Genomic DNA, 20774 nt, shown 5'->3' on the forward strand with positions numbered 1-20774 from the left:
CCCCCTACCCTACTTGGTTACAATCTGATCGATTGTATGCAGAAATTCCGTTATGCGAGAAATCGTCGCTTTTATCTGCTCCGGAAATACGGCCATATTCGTAAAATATCCGTGTACTAACCCCTTCTCGCATACCGCTTCAACCTTTACTCCTGCATTCTTCAAGCGTTCGGCATATGCGATTCCCTCATCGCGCAATACATCACATTCGGCAGTGATCACGATAGCAGGAGGAAGATTGCTCAAATCTCTCGCTGATAGTGGAGCTACATACGGATTGCCTTTATCATACTCATGATTGATATAATGGTTGGAAAACCACAACATCAGGTCCCGATTCAGACCAAACCCTTCTTGAAATTCCATGTAAGATGGAGAGTCAAAGCGCATGTCCGTCACTGGGTAAATAAGGACCTGTGCCTTTATTGCCGGGCCGTTTTGGTCTTTTGCAAGAAGCGAGAGAACGGTAGAAAGATTTCCTCCTGCACTATCACCACCAACTACCAAATCGGAAGCGCTTCCATTAATAGAGGAAGCATTTTCACTCACCCACTTTAACGCTGCATAGGAATCAGCGACGGGAACAGGAAACTTATGCTCCGGCGCCAATCGATAATCGACCGATACGACGATTCTTCCTGATAGATGAGCCAGCATCCGGCAGCTAGCATCTACGGTTTCAAGATCACCGATTACCCAACCGCCACCATGATAATAAACAAAAAGCGGAAACGGACCTTGACCCTCCGGTGTGTACATCCTGATGTTTATTTCGGCATCCGCTCCAGCAGGAATCAGCTTGTCCTCAACTTTTGCGAGCGGTGCAAGCTCTACCTCGACAGCAGGAATCTGTGCAAATATGTCTCTTACTGCTTGCGGCTCCAATTTATGAAGGGGCGGTAATTGGTTAATCCTTTCCAAATAAACTTTTGCTCTTGGATCTATATTTGCCACGAAGCATCCATCCTTCCCTTGATATGATGTATACTTGAAGGAAATAGATTCAGAGAAGAGCTATAATCCTTATCTTAAGCCTACTTTTTTCTGTATAATTGGAATATTCCCATTTTGTAGCGCATCGATTCCCCCAAAAGGAGATGACAAAGTGATTGCAACCTATACCATTGAAGAACAAGTTCGAAAGCTGGATGCCATAACGAATCATGAAGAAAAATTATATAAAATTCTTGAGCACTATATGGAGCTATTTCCAGTCCAGGATGCGTCTTTATATCGCTATTCGCCTATTGGCTATTTTGGAGAAGGAATTATCTCTCTCTCAGCAAAAGGATTAAGTCATATACGGGAAAAACGTGATGATATTCGGGGATACAGCTTTTTGCAGGATGTCATCCGTGAAAGAAAGGCCAAGTACTGTTCTGGCATTGATTTTTTTAAACAAACCAGCAGCAATTACCCTCATTCCTCCAATGCGCATGCCGTTTTAGTTTCCCCCATTTGCTACGGTTCGGTCGTCATTGGCTTTATATCCTCCAAAGAATTCCATACGGGAGCAATCATTGATGACGAAATCCTTGCGTCTGTCACTCTGTATGGCAAGCTCGTTGGGAAGTTCATTGAAGACTATCAGCGGGTAGAAAACTCTTTGCAGCTAAGCAAACGAGAACTGGAAGTGATGAAAAAAATCGCGTGGGGTGAGAGTACGAAAGAAATGGCAGATTCCATGAATATCAGTGAATTAACCGTAAAACAATACGTAAAATCCGCGATTCAAAAGCTGGGCGCTAACAATCGTTCCCATGCAGTTGGAGAGCTCTACCGCCAAGGGATTATTTGATAGGATGAGTACAAGGTCACATAAAAGCCGACAGGGCTATCTGTCGGCAGTCTGTTCTTTGTGAAAATTCCTTTCCCCCTATAAGCCAAGGTTTTTGGCGATAATATTTTTCATAATTTCTGTTGTGCCTCCATAGATTGGCATCACGGCAACATCCCGATAACGACGGGCTATCGGATATTCTTCCATAAATCCGTATCCGCCATGAAGCTGTAAGCAACGGGCTGACATCTTCCTTGCCATTTCTGTAATGAACCATTTTGCCATGCAAATTTGGGTAACGATATTTTCGCCTTGCATATGTTTTTCTGTTAAATCATCAAGGAAGGTCTGCGCTATTTTTAATTCGGTTGCCATTTCTGCTATTTCAAATTGTGTATTCTGAAAGGAACTGATCGGTTTCCCGAAAGCATGTCTTTCTTTTACATAGCTCATGGTTGACTTGAGCATCTCTTCTGCTATGACCATTGCACCCAAAGCAATCAAAAGCCGTTCCTGCTGCAATTTTTCCATCAAGTAGTAGAAGCCTTGGCCTTCTTCTCCTAATAGATTAGGGACAGGAACACGCGCATCCTCAAAAATCAGCTCAACCGTATCTGTAGAATGCTGGCCCAGCTTTTTCAACTTGCGTCCGCGGGAAAATCCGGGTGTATCCGCATCCACCAAGAGGATGCTGACACCTTTCCGAGCTGGAGTTGCTTTTGGATCGGTTTTGACTGCAACGAAAAACAGCGATGCATTGATACCGTTGGAGATAAAGGTTTTCTGCCCGTTTACGATATAGTGATCGCCCTCACGAATAGCCGTTGTACTCATACTCGCCAAGTCCGATCCGATCCCAGGCTCTGTCATCGCCACTGACGTCGTTACCTCTCCACTCACACATTTGGGCAAATACCTTTTCTTTTGCTCTTCGTTTCCAAATCTTTCGAGGTAAGGGACGATAATCGAAGAGCTCGTGCTTGCCAACGTACCTACGCCAACACGGTGTAACTCTTCCGCCAAGACGAGATTAAAGCCGAAGTCGAGGCCAAGACCGCCATATTCAGGCTGCACCTGCGGACAAAGAAACCCTTGCGCACCCAGCTTCTCATAAAATTCTCGTGGCGTGTATTTTTCTTCTTCCCATTTCTCGATGTAAGGGACAGCTTCTTTTTCGAGAAATTTTTGCAAAGAAGTTCGGAACATATCATGTTCATGGGTGAGAAAACGTCTCTCTCTCCTAAATAAATCAAATGTATTTGTTTTAGATGAAGTCGTTGAATATGACACCATGCACCCCTCCTCTTTTTTGAATTGTTCATACATATAGGAAAGACCGTCTATGAGAACCGTGAGGGCTATAGTGGCAACCAATTTCACGGTACTCAAGCCGGTCAGTTAGGAAACGCAGACCAAATCTATTACCTTGATGGCAATTTCGCCTCAAAGATGCCTGAAACTTTGACTTCTCCTTCGCTGTTCTTTGCCAGTACTTCTCCCACTACAGTGTTATCCAACTTTTTTTCCAGAACTTTTCCGACAATCTGGATCGATTCGCCAGGAAGTGTCATTTTGCTAAAACGCACTTGAATTTTCTGGATATTCTTTCGAGAAACCCAGGAAGTAACTCCTTGGGACAGCATCCCCATGACCAGCATTCCGTGAGCGATGATCTTCATGCCTGCTTTCTCTGCGAACTCTTCCACCAGATGCAGCGGGTGAAAATCGCCGGAAGCACCTGCAAACCGAACGAGCTGCACGCGGGTGATCGGTTCTTTTTCCAGAACAGGGAACTCGTATCCTTCACTTACATCCTCATAAAATATCATGGCGTTCTCCTTTCTTCTCATGCCCCATTAATGACGATGCACGATCGTGTTTCTCGTAATAGCTACCAGTTCTCCTCGCTGATTTCGATACTGATTTTCAGATGTGACCAAGTCCATCGATCCGCTGCTTCCTGTCTTCGTTTCGGCATCGACAACCTTGCTCGTGACTGACAGCACGTCTCCCGTGACAATGTCACCCAAGTATTCGTAGGATTGCTGTCCATGCAAAACTCTCGCCAGTTTTAATCCCAACTTCTCCATTTTTTCAACGGAACCCATGCCGCCCCACAAGTCAATAACTTGCAAAAAGGTTGACGGGATAGGAATGCCATCGTAGCCTTCTTTTTTAGCAGCCTCTAGATCGTAATAGATCGGGTTGTCATCACCGATAGCGAGTGCCAATTCTTTTATTTTTCCTTTTTCTACGGGCATGGTGTAAGGTTTAAACTCCAGCCCGATCAAATCTTTCACATTTGACACGCTCATTCACCTCATCTGCATAAATTGGACGAAATGATTACGTCAAAGAACCGCCGTTTACCCCAAGCACTTGTCCATTGATATAGTTGGACAAGGGGGAGGCGAGGAATAAAATGCTTTCAGCTGCTTCCCTTCCGCTGCCAACTCGTTTTTGCGGAATGTTACTGATTAACTTCTCCCTTACTTTTTCTGGGATGCCCGCTGCTTCTCCGTTGACAATAAGACCTTCCTCTTTGGGACGAGTAAGCCTAGTATCGATGAAGCCAAAGGCAACTGCATTGCTGTTTATGTTGAATTGCCCCCACTCTTTCGCTACCACCTTGGTTAATCCAATGACACCTGCTTTTGCAGAAGAATAATTGGCTTGCCCCATGTTTCCTCTCACCCCGGAACCGGAGGAGACATTGATAATCTTGCGGTGATAAACGATGCCTTGTTCGATCTCTTTTTTGGCGACATCGCGCATGTATGGGGATGCTTCACGAATCAATCGGAAGGGAGCGATCAGATGGATGTCTAGCATTGCCTGGAATGCTTCGTCCGTCATTTTATGAAGAAGGCCGTCAATACAATAGCCAGCATTGTTCACCAAAATATCCAGTCGGCCAAAGGCAGAAATCGTCGCATCTACCAATTGCTTCGGATAGACTGGATCTGTTACGTTTCCGCAAAATGCGATCGCATCGCTTCCGAGATCCTTGATCGTAGAAACTACTTCTGCTGCCGGTTCTTCATCTCGATCTGCCACAACGACTCGCGCGCCATTTTCAGCTAATACCAATGCCGTTTCACGGCCGATTCCACGTCCAGCCCCTGTAACGATCGCTACTTGGTTTTCCAACATTTTTGCCATTTCCACTCTTCCTTCCATTTCGTTTTTATCCAACTCGATACATAGTTACGACGCAAGCACCACCAAGACCCAAGTTGTGATGCAAGGCAACTCTTGCATTTTCCACCTGCCGTTTCTGTGCCTGCCCGCGAAGCTGCCAGACAAGCTCCGTGCACTGGGCAAGACCCGTTGCTCCAATTGGATGTCCTTTTGACATCAAGCCACCAGAAGGATTGACAACCACTTTGCCACCGTATGTGTTATCGCCATCATTGATCAATTTCTCTGCTCCACCTTCCTCACATATCCCCAGGCTCTCATAGGTAATGACCTCATTTGGGGTGAAGCAGTCATGGAGTTCCAAGACATCTACTTCTTCTGGGCCGATGCCTGCTGCCTCATAGACCTGTTTGGCGGCACGACGTGTCATATCTGCTCCCACCAGATTGAGGATATTGTCGTGACTGACATTCATATCCGTTGTCAGCGCTTGCGCCACGATCTCGACTGCGTTGGAAATACCGTGCTTTTTGGCAAATTCCTCACTGCAAACAATAGCCGCTGCCGCGCCGCAGGTTGGTGGACAGGCCATAAGACGTGTCAGTCTAGGCATCAATTCCGGAGCACTCATGACCTCTTCTACTGTCAGTGTTTGTGTGAATAGCGAGTACGGATTTTGAACGGCATGATTCCTTGTTTTCACGGAGACTTTTGCAAAAATGTCTGGATTTGCTCCATACTTCTCCAGATACTCCTTACCTGCTGAACCAAACAAGCGGATGGCATTCGGAGACTGCGGTACTTCTGGCCACAATTCCTTCAAGCGATCCTGCAACCAGCCAGTTGCTGGTGTTCGATCATCCCAATGAGATTTCAATGCGCCCGGCTTCATTTCTTCAAAGCCAACTGCCAGTGCGCACTCTACAGCGCCAGACTCTACTGCTTGTCGTGCCAGGAACAGCGCATTGGAACCAGAGGAGCAGTTGTTGTTGATATTAAAAATCGGAATCCCGGTCATCCCCACCTGATATAACGCTCTTTGACCACACGTGCTGTCACCGTAAACGTAACTTGCATATGCTTGCTGGATCTCGGAATAGTCAATTCCCGCATCTTCCAGTGCACCTTTTACCGCTTTTGCTGCCATGACTTCATACGGCTCGTGTGCTCCAGGTTTTGTAAACGGTATCATATTGACACCAATTACTTTTACTTTTTTACCCAATAGTCTCGCCTCCTTTGGTAGATTGATGAAGTCACTTTTCATATTTGCGAATAATTAGAATCTTTAAATGAATAATAAATTTATGCTCGTATTTCATAAAGTTTAGAACGCAAAAGGTACATTAAGAAAATATTAATGGGTACGATTTTCCTCAACCAATGTACGGCGCAATATTTTGCCCACTGCCGATTTCGGCAATTGCTCCCTGAATTCGATCAATCTGGGCACTTTGTATTTCGCCAACCGTTCTTTGCACCATTCCACAATATCTTCTTCTGTCAGCGAATGGTCTTTCTTCACAACAATAGCTGCTTTGACGGTTTCTCCACGGTAGGCATCCGGGACACCGAATGTACACGCTTCTGCAACGGCTGGATGCATGTACAGGACCTCATCAATCTCGTTGGGATAAATATTGTATCCTCCTGCGATGATCATTTCCTTCTTTCTTCCGACAACATACAAGAAGCCATCCTCATCCAGCATGCCCGTGTCACCCGTAAAGAGCCATCCATCACGGATCGTTTGCGCTGTCTCTTCTGGTTTTTTCCAATATCCTTTCATGATTTGCGGACTTTTCAAAACAATTTCACCCGTTGCTCCCGGTGGCATTTCTTTCAAACCTGTTTCCATATCCACGATTTTTACATCGGCATTTGGGACTGGTAACCCTACGCTCCCTGTTTTTCGAACACCTTTTCCAAATACCCGAACGATAACAGCGTTGGATTCTGTAAGTCCATACGCTTCAGAAATACGGACGCCCGACTTATGTTCAAAGGCTCGCAATACTTCTAACGGGATCGGAGCAGCACCTGATCTGCATATTTTCAATGAACGCAAATCATCCTCCCGAAAATCAGGATGATTCACTAATGCGACAAAGACAGTCGGTGACGCTGAGAGATGAGAGGGACGATACTTGCGGATGATGGGAAGAGTGTCATGGATGCGAAAATGCATGATGGGAATGTAGACACCTGCATGGAAGATAGAGGCGATCATGACCATCAAGCCTGCACCATGGAACAACGGGAAAACACCAAGAAACCGTTCGCCGGGACGCTGAAGTGCCCCTTCGTCTGTGATCGAGGTATGGTACGTGGTCGCTACCGTGTTGTAATGCGTAATCATTACCCCTTTAGGTGTTCCTGTCGTCCCCCCTGTGTACTGTAGGACAGCAATATCTTCCTTGCTATTGATTTGCAAAGGAGGGAGTGTATTGTTTTGTTCTTCGATCCACTGATAGAAGTAGGCATATCCAGCTGGATTGTGATCTGTGGTTACGATCGTCAGCTTATGGTGATAGCCGGTACTTTCTAGTTTCTCGATCTGACTGCTATCACAAATCAACCAACTCGGCTCCGAGTCATCCAGCATGATAAGCAATTCCCGCTGCTGAAACATGGGATTCAGTTGGACGACAATCCCCCCTATTCGTTGAACTGCGAAATAGGCGATGATATATTCTTTGCAATTGTACAGCATGATTCCCAAGCGATCTCCCTTCTTGCATCCACGTCGATGCAAGGCACCGGCAAAACGATCCACTGCGTGCTTCAGTTCGGTATAAGTAAACGCCAGATCCGCTTCGATAATAGCTGGATGATGAGGGAAATCTTGTGCAGCTCGCTCAAGGAAATGGTAGATGGAGCACAGAGGAATTTCCATTTCAACGGGGATCGTTTTCGGATAAAAGGCGTGCCATGGCTTTTTCAAACTACCGACTCCTTTCATTTGAAGAAGTGGATTCGGATTGATGTTTTATGTAACGGCTCCGCAATTCATATTTCAGTATTTTCCCAGAAGGATTTCTTGGCAAAACGTCCGTGAAGATTACTGCGCGAGGAATTTTGTAACCAGCGAGATGCTTCCGACAGAATTCAATTAACTCGGTTCGATCGATGGTATAACCAGGTTTTGCGACGATTACCGCTGCCACTATTTCGCCCCACTTCTCATCGGGAACTCCTATCACTGCTGCTTCCCATACACCATCAAAAGCGTAAAGAATGTTCTCTACTTCAACGGAATAGATGTTGCTGCCACCCGAAATAATCATATCTTTTTTGCGATCAACAAGTGTTATGAAGCCATCTTCATCAACGGAACACAAGTCTCCCGTATATAGCCACCCGTCACGAATTGCCTCAGCAGTAGCCTCTGAATTTTTATAATACTCCTTCATGATCATGTCGCTCCGAAGAAGCAATTCCCCAATTTCTCCAGGGGCAATTTCTTTTCCATCCTTGTCAATGACTTTGGCTTCCGTCAAAAATCTTGCCTTTCCGCTTGTCCCCAGCTTTTCCTTATGATCCTCCGGATATAAGTAAATCCCGGAAGGTCCGCCTTCTGTCAATCCACAGCGGTTGTTAAACTGATCCGTCTTAAACAGCTCCATGCTTCTCTTGATCAGTTCTGGGGACATCGGTGCCCCACCATACCTTAGACTTTCAATCGAGGATAAATCGTATTGGTCTGCATCTGGGACTTGCAGCATCATGTTATACATCGTTGGAACGGCAATAAATGATTGAATTTTGTATTGATCAATTGCTTTTAGAACTTCAACAGGATCAAATTTTTGTTGAATGACAATTGTTTGTCCCAAAAATAAATCCTTGAAGAGGATACTGAATCCTGCACCGTGAAAGAAAGGCATGAAATGCAAGATTCGGCTGTTCATTGTTTCCCCACTCAAACCAAGCGAATGAAAAATGAACAAAATAGCTCGATGATGATCGAATACGGCTCCTTTGGGTCTTCCAGTCGTTCCGGATGTATACAGGATGTGAGAATCATCATGCTGTTCAACCACTACATCAGGTTCATTTTCATTTTCGGTCAGAACCTGTTGCAACGACAAATGTCCTTCTACTTGCGCATGATGAACAGCAATACAATGAGCGACCTTGGCAGATCGAGCGTGTTCAATCAACGCTCCATACTCTTCATCATAAATGACCAGCTTGGCATCCGAATGATCGATGAGGTATGCTGCTTCTGATTTCGTCAGGCGAACGTTAATCGGAACCGTGACAGCACCGATCTTGGCGGCCGCAAACAAAGCGATCGGGAAGATATTGGAGTTTTTCATCATGAAGCATATTTTTTCACCTTTTGTAATCCCAAGTGAAAGCAAGCCATGTGCCAGTCGATTTACGATTCGATTTAGCTGTTCATACGTGTATGTCTGATCCTGATAGATGATCGCGACTCTATCCGGCATCATATTCGCGTTTCTGACAAGTGAACTCCCCATATTCACGATGACGCACCTCACCAACAAGGAAATCTCACATTATTTCCCTTTAAATTGTGGAGCCCGTTTTTCAAAAAATGCAGTAACTCCTTCTTTCAAATCTTCCGTCTGAAAACATACTCCTTGACCAAAGGCTTCCAACTCCAAAAATTCTTCTAAGCTGACATTTGCGCTATAGTGAACGAGTTGTTTGATCAGTCCAATTGACAAACTTGGCCCTTCTGCAATCTTTTGCGCTATGGAACATGCCCGCTCCAGTAAGATGTCATCATCGACTACTTCATTCACCAACCCGAGTTGGTATGCTTGTTCTGCCGAGATGCGCTCTCCCAACATCATCAGTTCTTTTGCTCGGTGAGGCCCTAATGATTGTGTTAAAAAATGAATCCCACCGAAATCGGGAAGTGCCCCCACTTTCACGAAACTTTGAATGAAGAAAGCGGAACGGGCTGCAATCACCAAGTCACAGGCTAATGCCAGACTGACTCCTGCTCCTGCTGCGGCGCCATTTACTGCTGCTATCATGGGTTTTTCCACTTTTCTCATCATGTGGAGCAGCTCATAATACTGTTTCATTCTTTTACGGGTAGAAAAGGCATTCGAGTTATCGCCCTGAACGTTCTTCAAATTGCCACCAGCACTAAACGCACGTTCTGTACCCGTGATGATAACCGCTTTGACTTGGTCGTCATATTGAATTTCCCTAAAGGTATCGAGTAGTTCCCATGCCACTTCCGTTAAAGGATTTCTGATTTCTGGCCTGTTCAATTTGATGATGCAGACTTTGTTTTCCATAGTAGTCACGATGTTTTTTTCCTTCATACGACTCACCTCTTTGCGTACTCGGACCAAGTTTGGTCAAATGTCATTAAAACGATAATTCTGATTGTTCGGAATCTTGTATTCATGATATTCTGGTATTATCTATTTTGAAAGTTTAGAAATGAAAAGGTTCGTTATGTAAATATTAATGGCTCATATAAGCAAGCCTAAGCAGTCTACTTGAAAATCAATGGTACTGAGGTGAAGCTATGCGAATCGAGCAACTAATCTACATAACTGAAATAGCAAAAACGGGATCGATTGCGAATACAGCCGAACGACTTTTTGTATCTTCTCCAGGTATAAGCCTTGCGATTAGCAGTTTGGAGGAGGAGCTGGGTGTAAAGATTTTTGATCGTTCTCGAACAGGATTAGAGCCAACTGAACTGGGGAAAAAGCTGATCGCTCGTGCACAGGAAATATTAATCCATATCGAGGAATTTAAAAACGAGGCGAAATATGATTCTTCCAAGTTTGAAGGACAGCTATCCATCTCAACTGTCCCTGGCATCTGTAGAACCATCATCCCAAAAACATTGGCTTCTATTAATTTGAAATACCCAAAAGTCCATCTTCATGTGAAAGAAGCACATCTTACGCAAGTTCGAAAAGACGTTTTAAATGGTGATGTCGACATTGGCATTATCTACTCATTTCCCTCCTCCCACGAAGAAAACCAACTACTTACCTCAACACATCTCACCGATACCTCCATGATGGTTTGCTTTCGAAAGGATTCGGAATTGGCATCCAAAGACATTCTTTACATGGAGGATCTATATAACTACCCGCTTGTTGGATCAACCAATTTGAGTGACACAAAAAAATTTCATGCCTATATTTTTGGGGAGTTTGATAAAATCAATTTTTTGGTTCAATCTCAAAATTATGAAACAAAAAAACATTTCATCTCACAAGGATTGGCATTGGGCTTTGAAACCTACCTAACGACGAAAGCTGATCCATTTTTTCAAGGGGAAGATATTATTTGTAAGCCCGTCATTGCAACAGAGCCCGTGGTCTCCTATTATTGCATCAAACGAAAAAACCAATACTTTTCCAAAGTCGGTAAGGAATTTTTAAAAGAACTTCAAGCCCAGGCGAATCAATATAAAGAATAAGTAAATAATGCGTCGATGCATGAATATGACAAAGGAGCTTCAGTAAATCTGATCTCCTTTTTTTGTATAAACGTTGATCATTGGAGGAAAAATACCATTTACATAAAACCAAATGGTGTTATATCATCATGAAGTAAAACCAAAAGGTGTTATATTTTCACTACGAAACGGAGAGATTTATCGTGGAACAAAACAATCAACAAACCGTAGAAGATATTAAACAAACCATTGTTTTCGACGCCCCTATTCAAAAGGTATGGGAGAAAGTATCCACTGCGGAAGCTATTTCTGCTTGGTTTATGCCGAATGATTTTCAACCAGTGGTAGGTCATGAGTTTCATATCCAATCCCCTTTTGGACCGTCCCCATGCAAAGTGTTGGAAGTAGAAGCACCTCATCGCCTTTCTTTTGCTTGGGATACAGACGGTTGGGTAGTCTCGTTTCTTTTAAAAGACCTGGGAGATAAAACGGAGTTTACCCTCATTCATGGTGGATGGAAAGCGGCAGATGAGATCATCGAAAAAGCAAACGCGAAGAGCGCAATGATTCGTGAGAAGATGAATCAAGGTTGGGTTGGAATTGTACATGAGCGTCTGAAAAAGGTTGTGGAAGGCTAAATGTCTGCTTCAGCAGAAAAGGTTGATGTATTTCAAGCGATCGCTGACCCTACTCGTCGAGAAGTACTTCGCTTGCTAGCTGAAAAAGAATTGCCTATCTCTGCAATTACCTCTCATTTCCCCATAAGCCGAACGGCTGTGGTCAAGCATCTTCATATACTTGCTGACGCAGATTTGGTTACGGGACATAAGGTAGGTCGCGAGAAAATCTATCGGTTGCATCCCGGTCCCCTAACAGAAGTAAAGCAATGGCTTTCCTTTTACGAGCAGTTTTGGAACAATAAGCTCTCTATGTTGAAGCATCTGGTGGAAACCGATGGCGATACGGCATTAACTGTCGTGCAATCGGAACCGGATCAAAAAAGGAAATAGTTTATCATGCCCTTCCCTCTTGATCGATTGACCCAAGATCAAGAGGGTTATCTTTGATCAGACATTTCTTATAGCAAAAAGACTGCCGATTGCTCGACAGTCTGGGTAATTGGCTTACTTATTCAACAGCTCGGTCAGTTCAGTGGATTCGGTCAAGTGCAACGGTGCTGTTCCATAAGCTTTGCCATCTTCTGAATCAAACATATGGTTTTTGTTGTCTCCGCTCAATACGAAGAACAGTGTCTTCGCCTTTACTTCTGCTTTGTTATCAGTTCCAACAGTCGCTGGCAAAGTGTTTGTCGTTACTTCAGCGTAGTTGAATTCAACTGCCAAAGCCTCTTTCTTGTCCTTCTCCACCGCTTGGGTGCTGTCATCAAAACGCATTTGGTCCGCAGGTGTTTCAAAACGTTTATTCATTAGCGCAAGAATTTCCTTGAACTTGTCATCTTCCGGCTTCAGGGATGTTTTTTCCCCTTGCTTGTACACAACGATTTCTTGTGGAGCAACGATCACCTGTTGCTCTTCTTTTTTCGCTTCTTCAGGTTTTTGCGTAGTTGCTTCACCTGCTGGTTGTTGGGTACCTGTTGCCGCTTGATCTTGTTTTGCTGGTTGCTCTGCAGTTTGCGTGTTGCCGCAAGCAGTCAGGACTGCTAACAGAAGTGCAGCTGGGATCAATGTAGACTTTTTCATGTTGAGGACCACCTTTTCTATATTCTCTCTCCACTGTTTTATTCGCGTATTAGAAATAAGGGCGATCGCGAACAATCGCGAACACGCCCGTGCCGTTACTGATACGTGGAGTGCTATTAACCCAAGCATTATATTACATATGGATATGAATAGCAAATTACTACTTATTGATTCTTACTTTGAAAGCTCCCCTAATCGATGAATCACATGGCATGTACATGAAATGCCCTGATAAAAAAGGTCCACTACCATATTTTCATTCGGCGCATGATTCGCCTCATCTGCGTTCGCATACGGGACCATCACGGATGGGACTCCGAGAATCTGAGTCCAGACATAATCGGGGAGGCTCCCGCCGACTCCAGGTACAAGAAGAGGATCTACTCTGTACGCATCTCTGACTGCCTGTGTAACCACTTTCACGATCTCCAGTTCAGCAGAAGTACGTGAAGGTTTCATTTCTCCATGATGCAAGACCTCTATGGAAGGATTGTGTTTTTTCACATGTTCGCAAAGCTTTTGAAAAATATCGTCTGGGTCTTGATCGATGACTAGCCGTATATCCATTTTCACACGCGCAGTGGCAGGAATAATCGTCTTGGAGCCGTCTCCCCCGTATCCACTGTGAAAACCGCAAATATTGAAAGTCGGTTCCAAGGATACCAAGCGATAAAAGGTTTCGGCGTCCGCTTCGATATCTGGATATCCGATCTGCTCGATTAACACCTCACGTTCAAAAGGAAGCTTGCGAAGCAAATCCAGCTCATAGGCAGTCGGTTGGCGGATATTATCGTAAAATCCTTCGATTAGCACCCTCCCTTGCTCATCACGCATCGTTTTTAACAAGTCAATAAGCATCCATGCCGGATTGGGTGCGATATTTCCCATATTTCCCGAATGATGATCCCATTTTGCTCCGTGTGCTACCAGTTCGACACCAAGAATACCCCTGACACCTAACTCAACAGAAGGGATACCACTTCCATGCATGGGCCCATCTGATGTGTAAACAAGGTCACATGCCAATAGCTCTTTATTCTCTTCAACGAAAGTCGCGAGATGAGGACTACTGTTTTCCTCCTCCCCTTCAAATACCAGCTTCACATTGACTGGCAACTCACCAAAGCTGTCCAAATACGTTTGAATCGCCAGTACCTGAGCCATTAACTGACCTTTGTTGTCTCCTACTCCTCGACAATAAATCCTTCCGTCTCGTATGTTCGGTTCAAAGGGTGGCGACAGCCATTCCTCGAGCGGCTCAGGGGGCTGGACATCATAGTGACCATAGATCAATACTGTGAATGCATTCTCAGCCTTTATCCATTCTCCATATACAATTGGATGTCCCGCTGTTTCCATTAGGCGACTCTGTATCCCACATGCCTGCATCATCTCATTCAACAGCTCCGCACATTCTCGTACGCCTACATTGGTTGTACTTATGCTTTTCTGTTTCAACAAGGCAAACAGTTGCTGTAAATAAAGTTCTTTACGCTCCACTATCAGACGCTGAACAGTAGCTAAGCTCATGCTATATTCTCTCCTATCTATGGTTTCCTTTTTGATCAGACATAGAGATGACAAGCCACACTATGCGAATCGGTTACCTGCTGCATATCTGGTCTGATTTCTTTGCATATCTCCATCACATTCGGACATCTACTGGCAAAAGCGCAGCCCAGTGGAGAGTTGGCTGGTAAAGGCACGTCCCCTTGCAAAATGATTCGTTCTTTCCTCAATCGGGGATCTGCCACTGGGATGGCGGATAACAACGTCTTGGTATAAGGGTGTAATGGATTGGCGTACAATTGTTCCGTTGTCGCAAGCTCCGCCATTCTCCCTAAATACATGACTCCTACACGATTGCATATATGCCGAACTACCCCGAGATCATGGGAAATGAACAAGTAAGTCAGTTGAAATTCTTCTTGTAAATCCTGCATGAGATTTAAGATTTGCGACTGGATCGATACATCTAGTGCAGAGACGGGTTCATCAGCCACTACTAGCTGTGGTTGAAGAATCAGTGCACGAGCAATGCCAATTCGTTGCCGCTGCCCACCCGAAAATTCATGAGCATACCGCTCAGCATACGTGCGATTTAACCCGCAAACCTCCATCATATGATGTATTTTTTCCAAACGCTGATGTTCATCACCCAATCTATGGGCTTTTAGCGGCTCATCTAGAATTTCCTTTACCGTCAATCGTGGGTTAAGCGACGAGAATGGATCTTGGAACACCATTTGAAAATGCTTGCGCTGTTGCCTCAGTTCACTCGCTGATAAGGAGGACAGACTCCTGCCTGCAAAGCTGATATCTCCTGAAGTTGGTTTTGTCAGGTGCAAAATCGCCCTGCCCATCGTCGATTTTCCACATCCGGATTCTCCTACCAGCCCGAGCGTCTCTCCTTGATTGATGGTAAACGAAACATGATCGACGGCCTTCACTACACTCTTCGTTTTTTGCAGCAGCTTGCTCTTCCCTGGATAAAACACCTGTAACTGTTGTACTTCTACTAATGGGTCCATCCCAACACCTCCCGTTCTCCTAGGCATGTAACCAGCAGCGGCACGTATGATTATTGCCGACCGAAACGATCGCGGGGTCTTCCACCCAGCAACGGTCAATAACACGATCGCACCGTTCTGCAAAGCGACAACCCTTGGTGATCGACCCTGCTGGCGGGACTTGCCCTTTGATCGTATATAAGCGGCTTCTCTTTTCTACTGAAGAGGGCATGGATTGCAGTAGACCAATGGTATAAGGATGCTTAGGATTATGGAATAAATCATCGACGTCAGCTTCTTCCACGACTTCTCCTGCATACATCACCAGAACGCGATCACACATCTCAGCGACCACCCCCAGGTCATGAGTGATTAGCATGATGGCTGTATTTTCTTTTTCTTGCAATTTTTTCATCAGGTCTAAGATTTGCAATTGAATCGTTACATCCAGCGCCGTTGTTGGTTCATCCGCAATCAACAGCTTTGGCTGGCATGCCATCCCAATCGCAATCATTACCCGTTGCCGCATTCCACCCGACAATTCGAACGGATAGCTTCGGTAGATTTGCTCAGCACGGGATATACCGACGCGCTTTAGCATCTCAATGGATTGTTCTTTTGCTTCCTGTTTGGATGCGCACGTATGAAGTAGAATAATCTCATCGATTTGTCGGCCGATCGTAAAAACAGGGTTTAAGGAGGTCATCGGCTCCTGGAAAATCATCGCGATCTCGTTTCCTCGGACCACACGCATTTCTTCCTCGGAGAGTTGGGTCAAATCCCTGTTGTTATAAACAATTTGTCCATTCGTAATGCGGCCGGGTGGGCTGATCAGGCGCATGATCGATAGTGAGGTAATGCTTTTGCCGCAACCGGATTCTCCGACGATCCCCAAGGTTTCACCCGCATGAACAATAAAGGAAATACCGTTGACGACAGTTATCTCTTCCTTTTCTTTCTTAAAAGAAACCTGTAACTGGTTGACCTCTAAAATAGGCGTATTCATTCGTTCACTTCTACTCCTTTAGCTTGGGATCGAGCGTATCTCGCAGACCGTCGCCAAACAAATTGAAGCAGACGACAGTCAGTACAATGGCGATCCCAGGAAAAAATGTTGGGTAGAAAAAATTCCGGCTGTTGTCTTTGGCTGCGCTCAACATCGCCCCCCATTCCGGAGCTGTTATGTCACCACCTAGACCGAGAAAGCTAAGAGCAGCTCCAAGCAGAATCGCTGTACCAATTCTCATCGTCAAATAAACCATGACCACAGGAAGCATACCGGGCAAAATATGCCGTATGATAATCACAAAATCCTGCACACCGATTGATTTAGCCGCTTCCACATACGTCATTTGCTTTAACGCTAAAGCACTCCCTCTGACGATGCGGATGAAGATGGGAACCGTAAAAACTGCTACTGCAAAAATAATGTTAACCATCCCAGCCCCTAGCACGGCAATCACTGCGATCGCGAGCAATATCCCCGGAAACGCCAACAAAATATCGGTTAGACGCGTAATGATCGAGTCAATCCACCTTCCGTAATATCCAGCTAATAGGCCAAGCAGCGTCCCAATAACAGCACCGATCCCGACAGATACGAAACCAATGAACAGTGTTTCACGAGTCCCAGCCAAGACACGACTGAAGATATCCCGATTTTGATGATCGGTTCCGAACCAGTGCAGTAGGGATGGCTGTTGATGTTTCCTATTGTCCATAAGTGCGATATGCGTCTGACTAGGCTGTATTTGGACGAGTACAGGCTCTTGCATCGATGTTTCAACAGCTATCGGGACAATGGTAGATACAGGCCCGATTGATACTTTCACTTGCCCGATACCCTGACCAAGTGCGGTCACCATCCCATCAGGCGTTACACGTACTACTTTTTCATCTGTCGACTGGTAATGAATTTGTCCGTCCTCTTCCGATTGCTTTTTCTTGGCTGTTACGAACCCGTTGTTTTCTTGTGAGACAGCCTTGTTCGCCCCCACTACTTGTTTCAGGTTGCTACGAATTTGTTCTAAGCCGATCAGCTTAACATCATTAGAAAGTCTGGCCTCTAGCTCAAGCTGGAAGATGTCCCCCTTCTTTACCATGCCTGCCGGACCTTGAAGCAGCAGCTGCGTAAGAATCGGTGGGGAGTCCTCTGCAGAAACGTCTAGCTTGATCTGCGTAGCGACATCTCCTTTTGCCATCAGCACCGTTGTGCTTCCTTGCCCGACTGGTGTTATGGTGATCGAGCCATTCGATTCACTGACGGTGGAAATCTGTCGGTTCGTACTTTGCAGCATAAGCTCAGACACAGGGCGTTCTGTACCATCACTCATGATCCCGCTTATTTGAATCGATCCGGTCAATTCTTTCGTTTTGTCGATTCCCTTTTCCTCATACTGCTCTGTCACAGGCCGATTCGGATCATAGGGTGTGATCCATGGCCCTGCCAACCCTAGCAGAAAGATGCCGATTAATATCCAGAAGGCTACTACCGCCATCGTCTGTTTCTTGAACTTTTTCAAAAATAGCTGAATGGGAGAGTGAGTATTCTGACTTTTCATTCGTCTGCTCCTCTTTGTTATTCATAACGGATTTGCGGATTCACAAGACTGTAGCTGATATCTACAAGAAGATTGACGATGAGAAACTGGACGGAAAAGAGCAGAATGAGCGCTTGCATGGCCGGATAATCGCGAGCGAGAACGGAATCAATCAAATACGATCCCAGCCCTGGCCAGGCAAAAACTTGCTCAACTACGACTGCTCCTCCGAGCAAAAAGCCAAATTGCAACCCTGTCATCGTGATCACGGGAATCAGCGCATTACGCAATACATGCGTCCAAATGATGACTGACTCTCGCTGCCCTTTTGCCTTGGCTGTGCGTACAAAATCTTCCTGTAATACTTCAAGGACACTGGAGCGTGTAAAGCGGGCAATGATCGCAGACACTCCGAATCCTAGTGTTATCGACGGAAGCAGAAGGTGCGCAAAGGTTCCGCTGCCACTGGTTGGGAACCACCCCAACTGCACGGCAAACATTTGCATGAGCATGAGTCCGAACCAAAACTCCGGAATGCTAATGATCGTCGTGGTTGAGATAATCCCGATGCGATCCCAAATCGACTTGCGCCGAGCCGCTGAATAAATTCCGACAACCAGGCCTATAATCAGCGCCCAGAACATGGCGGCAAACGTTAATCCAAGCGTGTATAAGAACCGCTTACCGATCTCGTCAGACACATTGGTCTTTGTTTTATAGGAAACACCGAAATCGCCGGACAAAATTTGCTGAAGATAACGACCGTACTGCACATAGAGTGGATCATGAAAGCCTAGATTCGCTTTTACTTTCTCATAGGTGGCCATATCCATTTCCGCACCGTACATGATGCGGATCGGGTCGCCAGGGGTAAGATGTACGAACAAAAAAGAAAGGATCGAGATGATCACTAAAATGGGAATCATGCCCAATATGCGACCAAAAATATATCTAGCCATTTCCTACACCTTCTCTTTAGAAAACTAACTTATTGTTTGTATGCAGCCTGGAGACGAACTGTATCAAGAGTAACCCCAACATCCAAGACATTTTTCCGTTTTGCGATCACCACATCCGGGACGTACAGGAATATCCATGGGGCTTCCTCCATGATGACTTTTTGTGCTTCGGTGTATTTTTGCTGTGCCATGCTGTTGGCCGTTGCTTTCAATGCTTCATTTAGCAGCTGATCGACTTGTTGGTTCTGATAATAGCCAGAGTTATTATAGTTCGGTGGAATTCGGTCAGATGCAAAGTTCGGTCGCATTCCCCAATCCGCTTCCGCTGTACCCGTACCCCATCGCCCAATATAGAGATCCGTTCCCTCTCCGGCATCCAGCCTTTCAAATAGCGTGCCGCTCTCGTAAGCTTGCACCTCTACTTTGATCCCTACAGCTTGCAGCTGCATTTTGATATTTTCAGCAATCGCGACGAATTCCGTTGAATTGCGCGTCCACAACGTAGCTGCGAAACCATCTGGATAACCAGCCTCTGTCAAAAGCTGTTTCGCTTTGTCAACGTTGTACGGATAGCCTTGCTGTTTCGCGTAGCCTTTTACCAATGGCGAAAGCGGTGAATCGGCAGCTGTGCCAAAACCGTCAGCAACCTGACTGATCAATTGTTCTTTGTTGATCGCGTAGTTCATCGCCTGCCTCACCCGCTTGTCCTTGTACTTATCCAGCTTTGTATTCATACCGACATAAATCATGTTGAGCGATGGACCGGAGTAAACATCCAGATTCGGATCTGTTCCCATACTCCGCGCATCCAGGGTCGGCAAACTTGTCACAATGTCTACTTCGCTGGCTTTGAGCATATTGACCCGCGTACTCGCCTCCGTCACAGGCTTAAACAGAATCGCTGCTAGCTTTGCCGGCTTCTCTTTATCCCAGTAACCATCAAAGGCAGCTACCTTCACAAACTGCCCGTTCTTCCATTCGCGGAATTGGTAGGGTCCTGTCCCTACTGGATTGCGGTCCAAGTTGTATTTCGGATCATCGATCTTTTTTTGCAATTCTTTCAGCGATTTAAAGGTGGCAGAAGGATGTGCCATATAGGCAACCATCGCAGAATTGGGTTCTTTCGCCACAACAGTGATCGTGTACGGGTCTACTACAGTAACCTCCTTGATAAATCCAAAGAAGCTCGCTCTTGCCATGCCATTCTCCTTGTTGCGTACGTAATCCAGATTCTTTTTCACTACTTCTGCATCAAAGGGTGAACCGTCATGAAAAAGGATTCCTTTGCGTAAATGAAAAGTCAGAGAAGTTGCATCAGCGCTTAATTTGTAATCGGTTGCAAGAATAGGGACAACCTCCCGATTTTCATCCAGCGTAAGCAATCCTTCGAACATCGTGGACAAAATATGCAGCGTGTTGCTATCCGTGGAATTCCAAGGATCAAGTGAGGTGGCCTCCGCTTCAAGAGCCACTGTTAATTCCGCATTTCGTACTGCCTTTGCTGGTACTTCTTGTTGTTGAGCATTTCCAGGCGCTGGTCCGCTTGTTGGCGGGGGTTGACCAGAATTGCTCGTACAGGCAGATAGCATGGCTGTTGCCATCAAAAAGCTGACTGTGAGTAATCTCACTCTTCTTCTCATCTGCACGTAAATCTCTCCCCTTTCTATCAATGAAGTGAAACTACTGAATTAATTAGCATGATCTATGCCAAAAAAATAGGCAGCAGTCTATGCTG

The 20774-nt window shown here is 45.4% G+C and carries 20 protein-coding genes; 4 read left to right on the forward strand and 16 right to left on the reverse strand.

Annotation, left to right across the window (positions count from 1 at the left end):
- Positions 1-9: 9 nt before the first annotated feature.
- Positions 10-954 carry an alpha/beta hydrolase gene (locus HPY27_RS06130; protein ID WP_371814309.1) on the reverse strand — a complete coding sequence of 315 codons (945 nt, stop codon included), beginning with the start codon at positions 952-954 and terminating at the stop codon, positions 10-12.
- A 151-nt stretch (positions 955-1105) separates the two neighbouring features.
- Between HPY27_RS06130 and HPY27_RS06135 the strand changes: the two genes are divergently transcribed.
- Entirely contained in the window at positions 1106-1798 is a 693-nt protein-coding gene (locus tag HPY27_RS06135) for a LuxR C-terminal-related transcriptional regulator (RefSeq protein ID WP_174224591.1), read from the forward strand.
- Between the two features lie 78 nt (positions 1799-1876).
- Here the strand turns inward: HPY27_RS06135 and HPY27_RS06140 are convergent, their stop codons facing one another.
- The 8 genes from HPY27_RS06140 to HPY27_RS06175 form a co-directional block, all read right to left on the reverse strand.
- A complete protein-coding gene (locus HPY27_RS06140; protein ID WP_174224592.1) occupies positions 1877-3073 on the reverse strand; it encodes an acyl-CoA dehydrogenase family protein in 1197 nt (398 codons plus the stop codon).
- Between the two features lie 128 nt (positions 3074-3201).
- Positions 3202-3609 carry a MaoC/PaaZ C-terminal domain-containing protein gene (locus HPY27_RS06145; RefSeq protein WP_017248449.1) on the reverse strand — a complete coding sequence of 136 codons (408 nt, stop codon included), beginning with the start codon at positions 3607-3609 and terminating at the stop codon, positions 3202-3204.
- A gap of 27 nt (positions 3610-3636) precedes the next feature.
- Positions 3637-4089 (reverse strand): MaoC family dehydratase N-terminal domain-containing protein, encoded by a 453-nt coding sequence (locus HPY27_RS06150; RefSeq protein ID WP_174224593.1) that lies wholly within the window; start codon positions 4087-4089, stop codon positions 3637-3639.
- Between the two features lie 37 nt (positions 4090-4126).
- Positions 4127-4942, reverse strand: a complete 816-nt coding sequence (locus tag HPY27_RS06155; protein WP_174224594.1) for an SDR family NAD(P)-dependent oxidoreductase — start codon at positions 4940-4942, stop codon at positions 4127-4129.
- A gap of 25 nt (positions 4943-4967) precedes the next feature.
- Positions 4968-6146: a lipid-transfer protein gene (locus HPY27_RS06160; RefSeq protein WP_017248446.1), complete on the reverse strand. Its 1179-nt coding sequence runs from the start codon at positions 6144-6146 to the stop codon at positions 4968-4970.
- 132 nt (positions 6147-6278) lie between these two features.
- A complete protein-coding gene (locus HPY27_RS06165) occupies positions 6279-7865 on the reverse strand; it encodes a long-chain-fatty-acid--CoA ligase (protein WP_174224595.1) in 1587 nt (528 codons plus the stop codon).
- A 1-nt stretch (position 7866) separates the two neighbouring features.
- Positions 7867-9408: a class I adenylate-forming enzyme family protein gene (locus HPY27_RS06170; RefSeq protein ID WP_174224880.1), complete on the reverse strand. Its 1542-nt coding sequence runs from the start codon at positions 9406-9408 to the stop codon at positions 7867-7869.
- Positions 9409-9447: 39 nt separating this feature from the next.
- Positions 9448-10230 (reverse strand): enoyl-CoA hydratase/isomerase family protein, encoded by a 783-nt coding sequence (locus HPY27_RS06175; protein ID WP_174224596.1) that lies wholly within the window; start codon positions 10228-10230, stop codon positions 9448-9450.
- Between the two features lie 209 nt (positions 10231-10439).
- Here HPY27_RS06175 and HPY27_RS06180 point away from each other — a divergent pair, with 209 nt between their 5' ends.
- The 3 genes from HPY27_RS06180 to HPY27_RS06190 all read left to right on the forward strand — a co-directional run bounded on the left by HPY27_RS06180 (position 10440) and on the right by HPY27_RS06190 (position 12340).
- Positions 10440-11351: a LysR family transcriptional regulator gene (locus HPY27_RS06180; protein WP_174224597.1), complete on the forward strand. Its 912-nt coding sequence runs from the start codon at positions 10440-10442 to the stop codon at positions 11349-11351.
- A 182-nt stretch (positions 11352-11533) separates the two neighbouring features.
- The gene (locus HPY27_RS06185) at positions 11534-11968 is read left to right on the forward strand and encodes an SRPBCC family protein (RefSeq protein ID WP_015891070.1); all 435 of its coding nucleotides are present in this window, start codon (positions 11534-11536) and stop codon (positions 11966-11968) included.
- The gene (locus tag HPY27_RS06190; RefSeq protein ID WP_017248440.1) at positions 11969-12340 is read left to right on the forward strand and encodes an ArsR/SmtB family transcription factor; all 372 of its coding nucleotides are present in this window, start codon (positions 11969-11971) and stop codon (positions 12338-12340) included.
- A 114-nt stretch (positions 12341-12454) separates the two neighbouring features.
- On the opposite strand, the gene HPY27_RS06195 is transcribed toward HPY27_RS06190, so the two are convergent.
- From HPY27_RS06195 to HPY27_RS06225, 7 genes are all read right to left on the reverse strand, one after another.
- A complete protein-coding gene (locus tag HPY27_RS06195; RefSeq protein ID WP_173621782.1) occupies positions 12455-13030 on the reverse strand; it encodes a hypothetical protein in 576 nt (191 codons plus the stop codon).
- A 174-nt stretch (positions 13031-13204) separates the two neighbouring features.
- On the reverse strand, positions 13205-14560 hold the full coding sequence (locus HPY27_RS06200; protein WP_174224598.1) for a M20/M25/M40 family metallo-hydrolase: 1356 nt from the start codon (positions 14558-14560) through the stop codon (positions 13205-13207).
- A gap of 35 nt (positions 14561-14595) precedes the next feature.
- On the reverse strand, positions 14596-15561 hold the full coding sequence (locus tag HPY27_RS06205) for an ABC transporter ATP-binding protein (RefSeq protein ID WP_174224599.1): 966 nt from the start codon (positions 15559-15561) through the stop codon (positions 14596-14598).
- A 19-nt stretch (positions 15562-15580) separates the two neighbouring features.
- Entirely contained in the window at positions 15581-16546 is a 966-nt protein-coding gene (locus HPY27_RS06210; RefSeq protein WP_026043082.1) for an ABC transporter ATP-binding protein, read from the reverse strand.
- Positions 16547-16556: 10 nt separating this feature from the next.
- Positions 16557-18101 (reverse strand): ABC transporter permease, encoded by a 1545-nt coding sequence (locus tag HPY27_RS06215; RefSeq protein ID WP_174224600.1) that lies wholly within the window; start codon positions 18099-18101, stop codon positions 16557-16559.
- 17 nt (positions 18102-18118) lie between these two features.
- Positions 18119-19039 (reverse strand): nickel ABC transporter permease, encoded by a 921-nt coding sequence (nikB, locus tag HPY27_RS06220; RefSeq protein ID WP_017248436.1) that lies wholly within the window; start codon positions 19037-19039, stop codon positions 18119-18121.
- A 29-nt stretch (positions 19040-19068) separates the two neighbouring features.
- A complete protein-coding gene (locus HPY27_RS06225; protein WP_217437914.1) occupies positions 19069-20679 on the reverse strand; it encodes a glutathione ABC transporter substrate-binding protein in 1611 nt (536 codons plus the stop codon).
- Positions 20680-20774: the final 95 nt, after the last annotated feature.

It is taken from the genome of Brevibacillus sp. HB1.1, assembly GCF_013332445.1.
Classification (GTDB): Bacteria; Bacillota; Bacilli; order Brevibacillales; family Brevibacillaceae; genus Brevibacillus; species Brevibacillus porteri.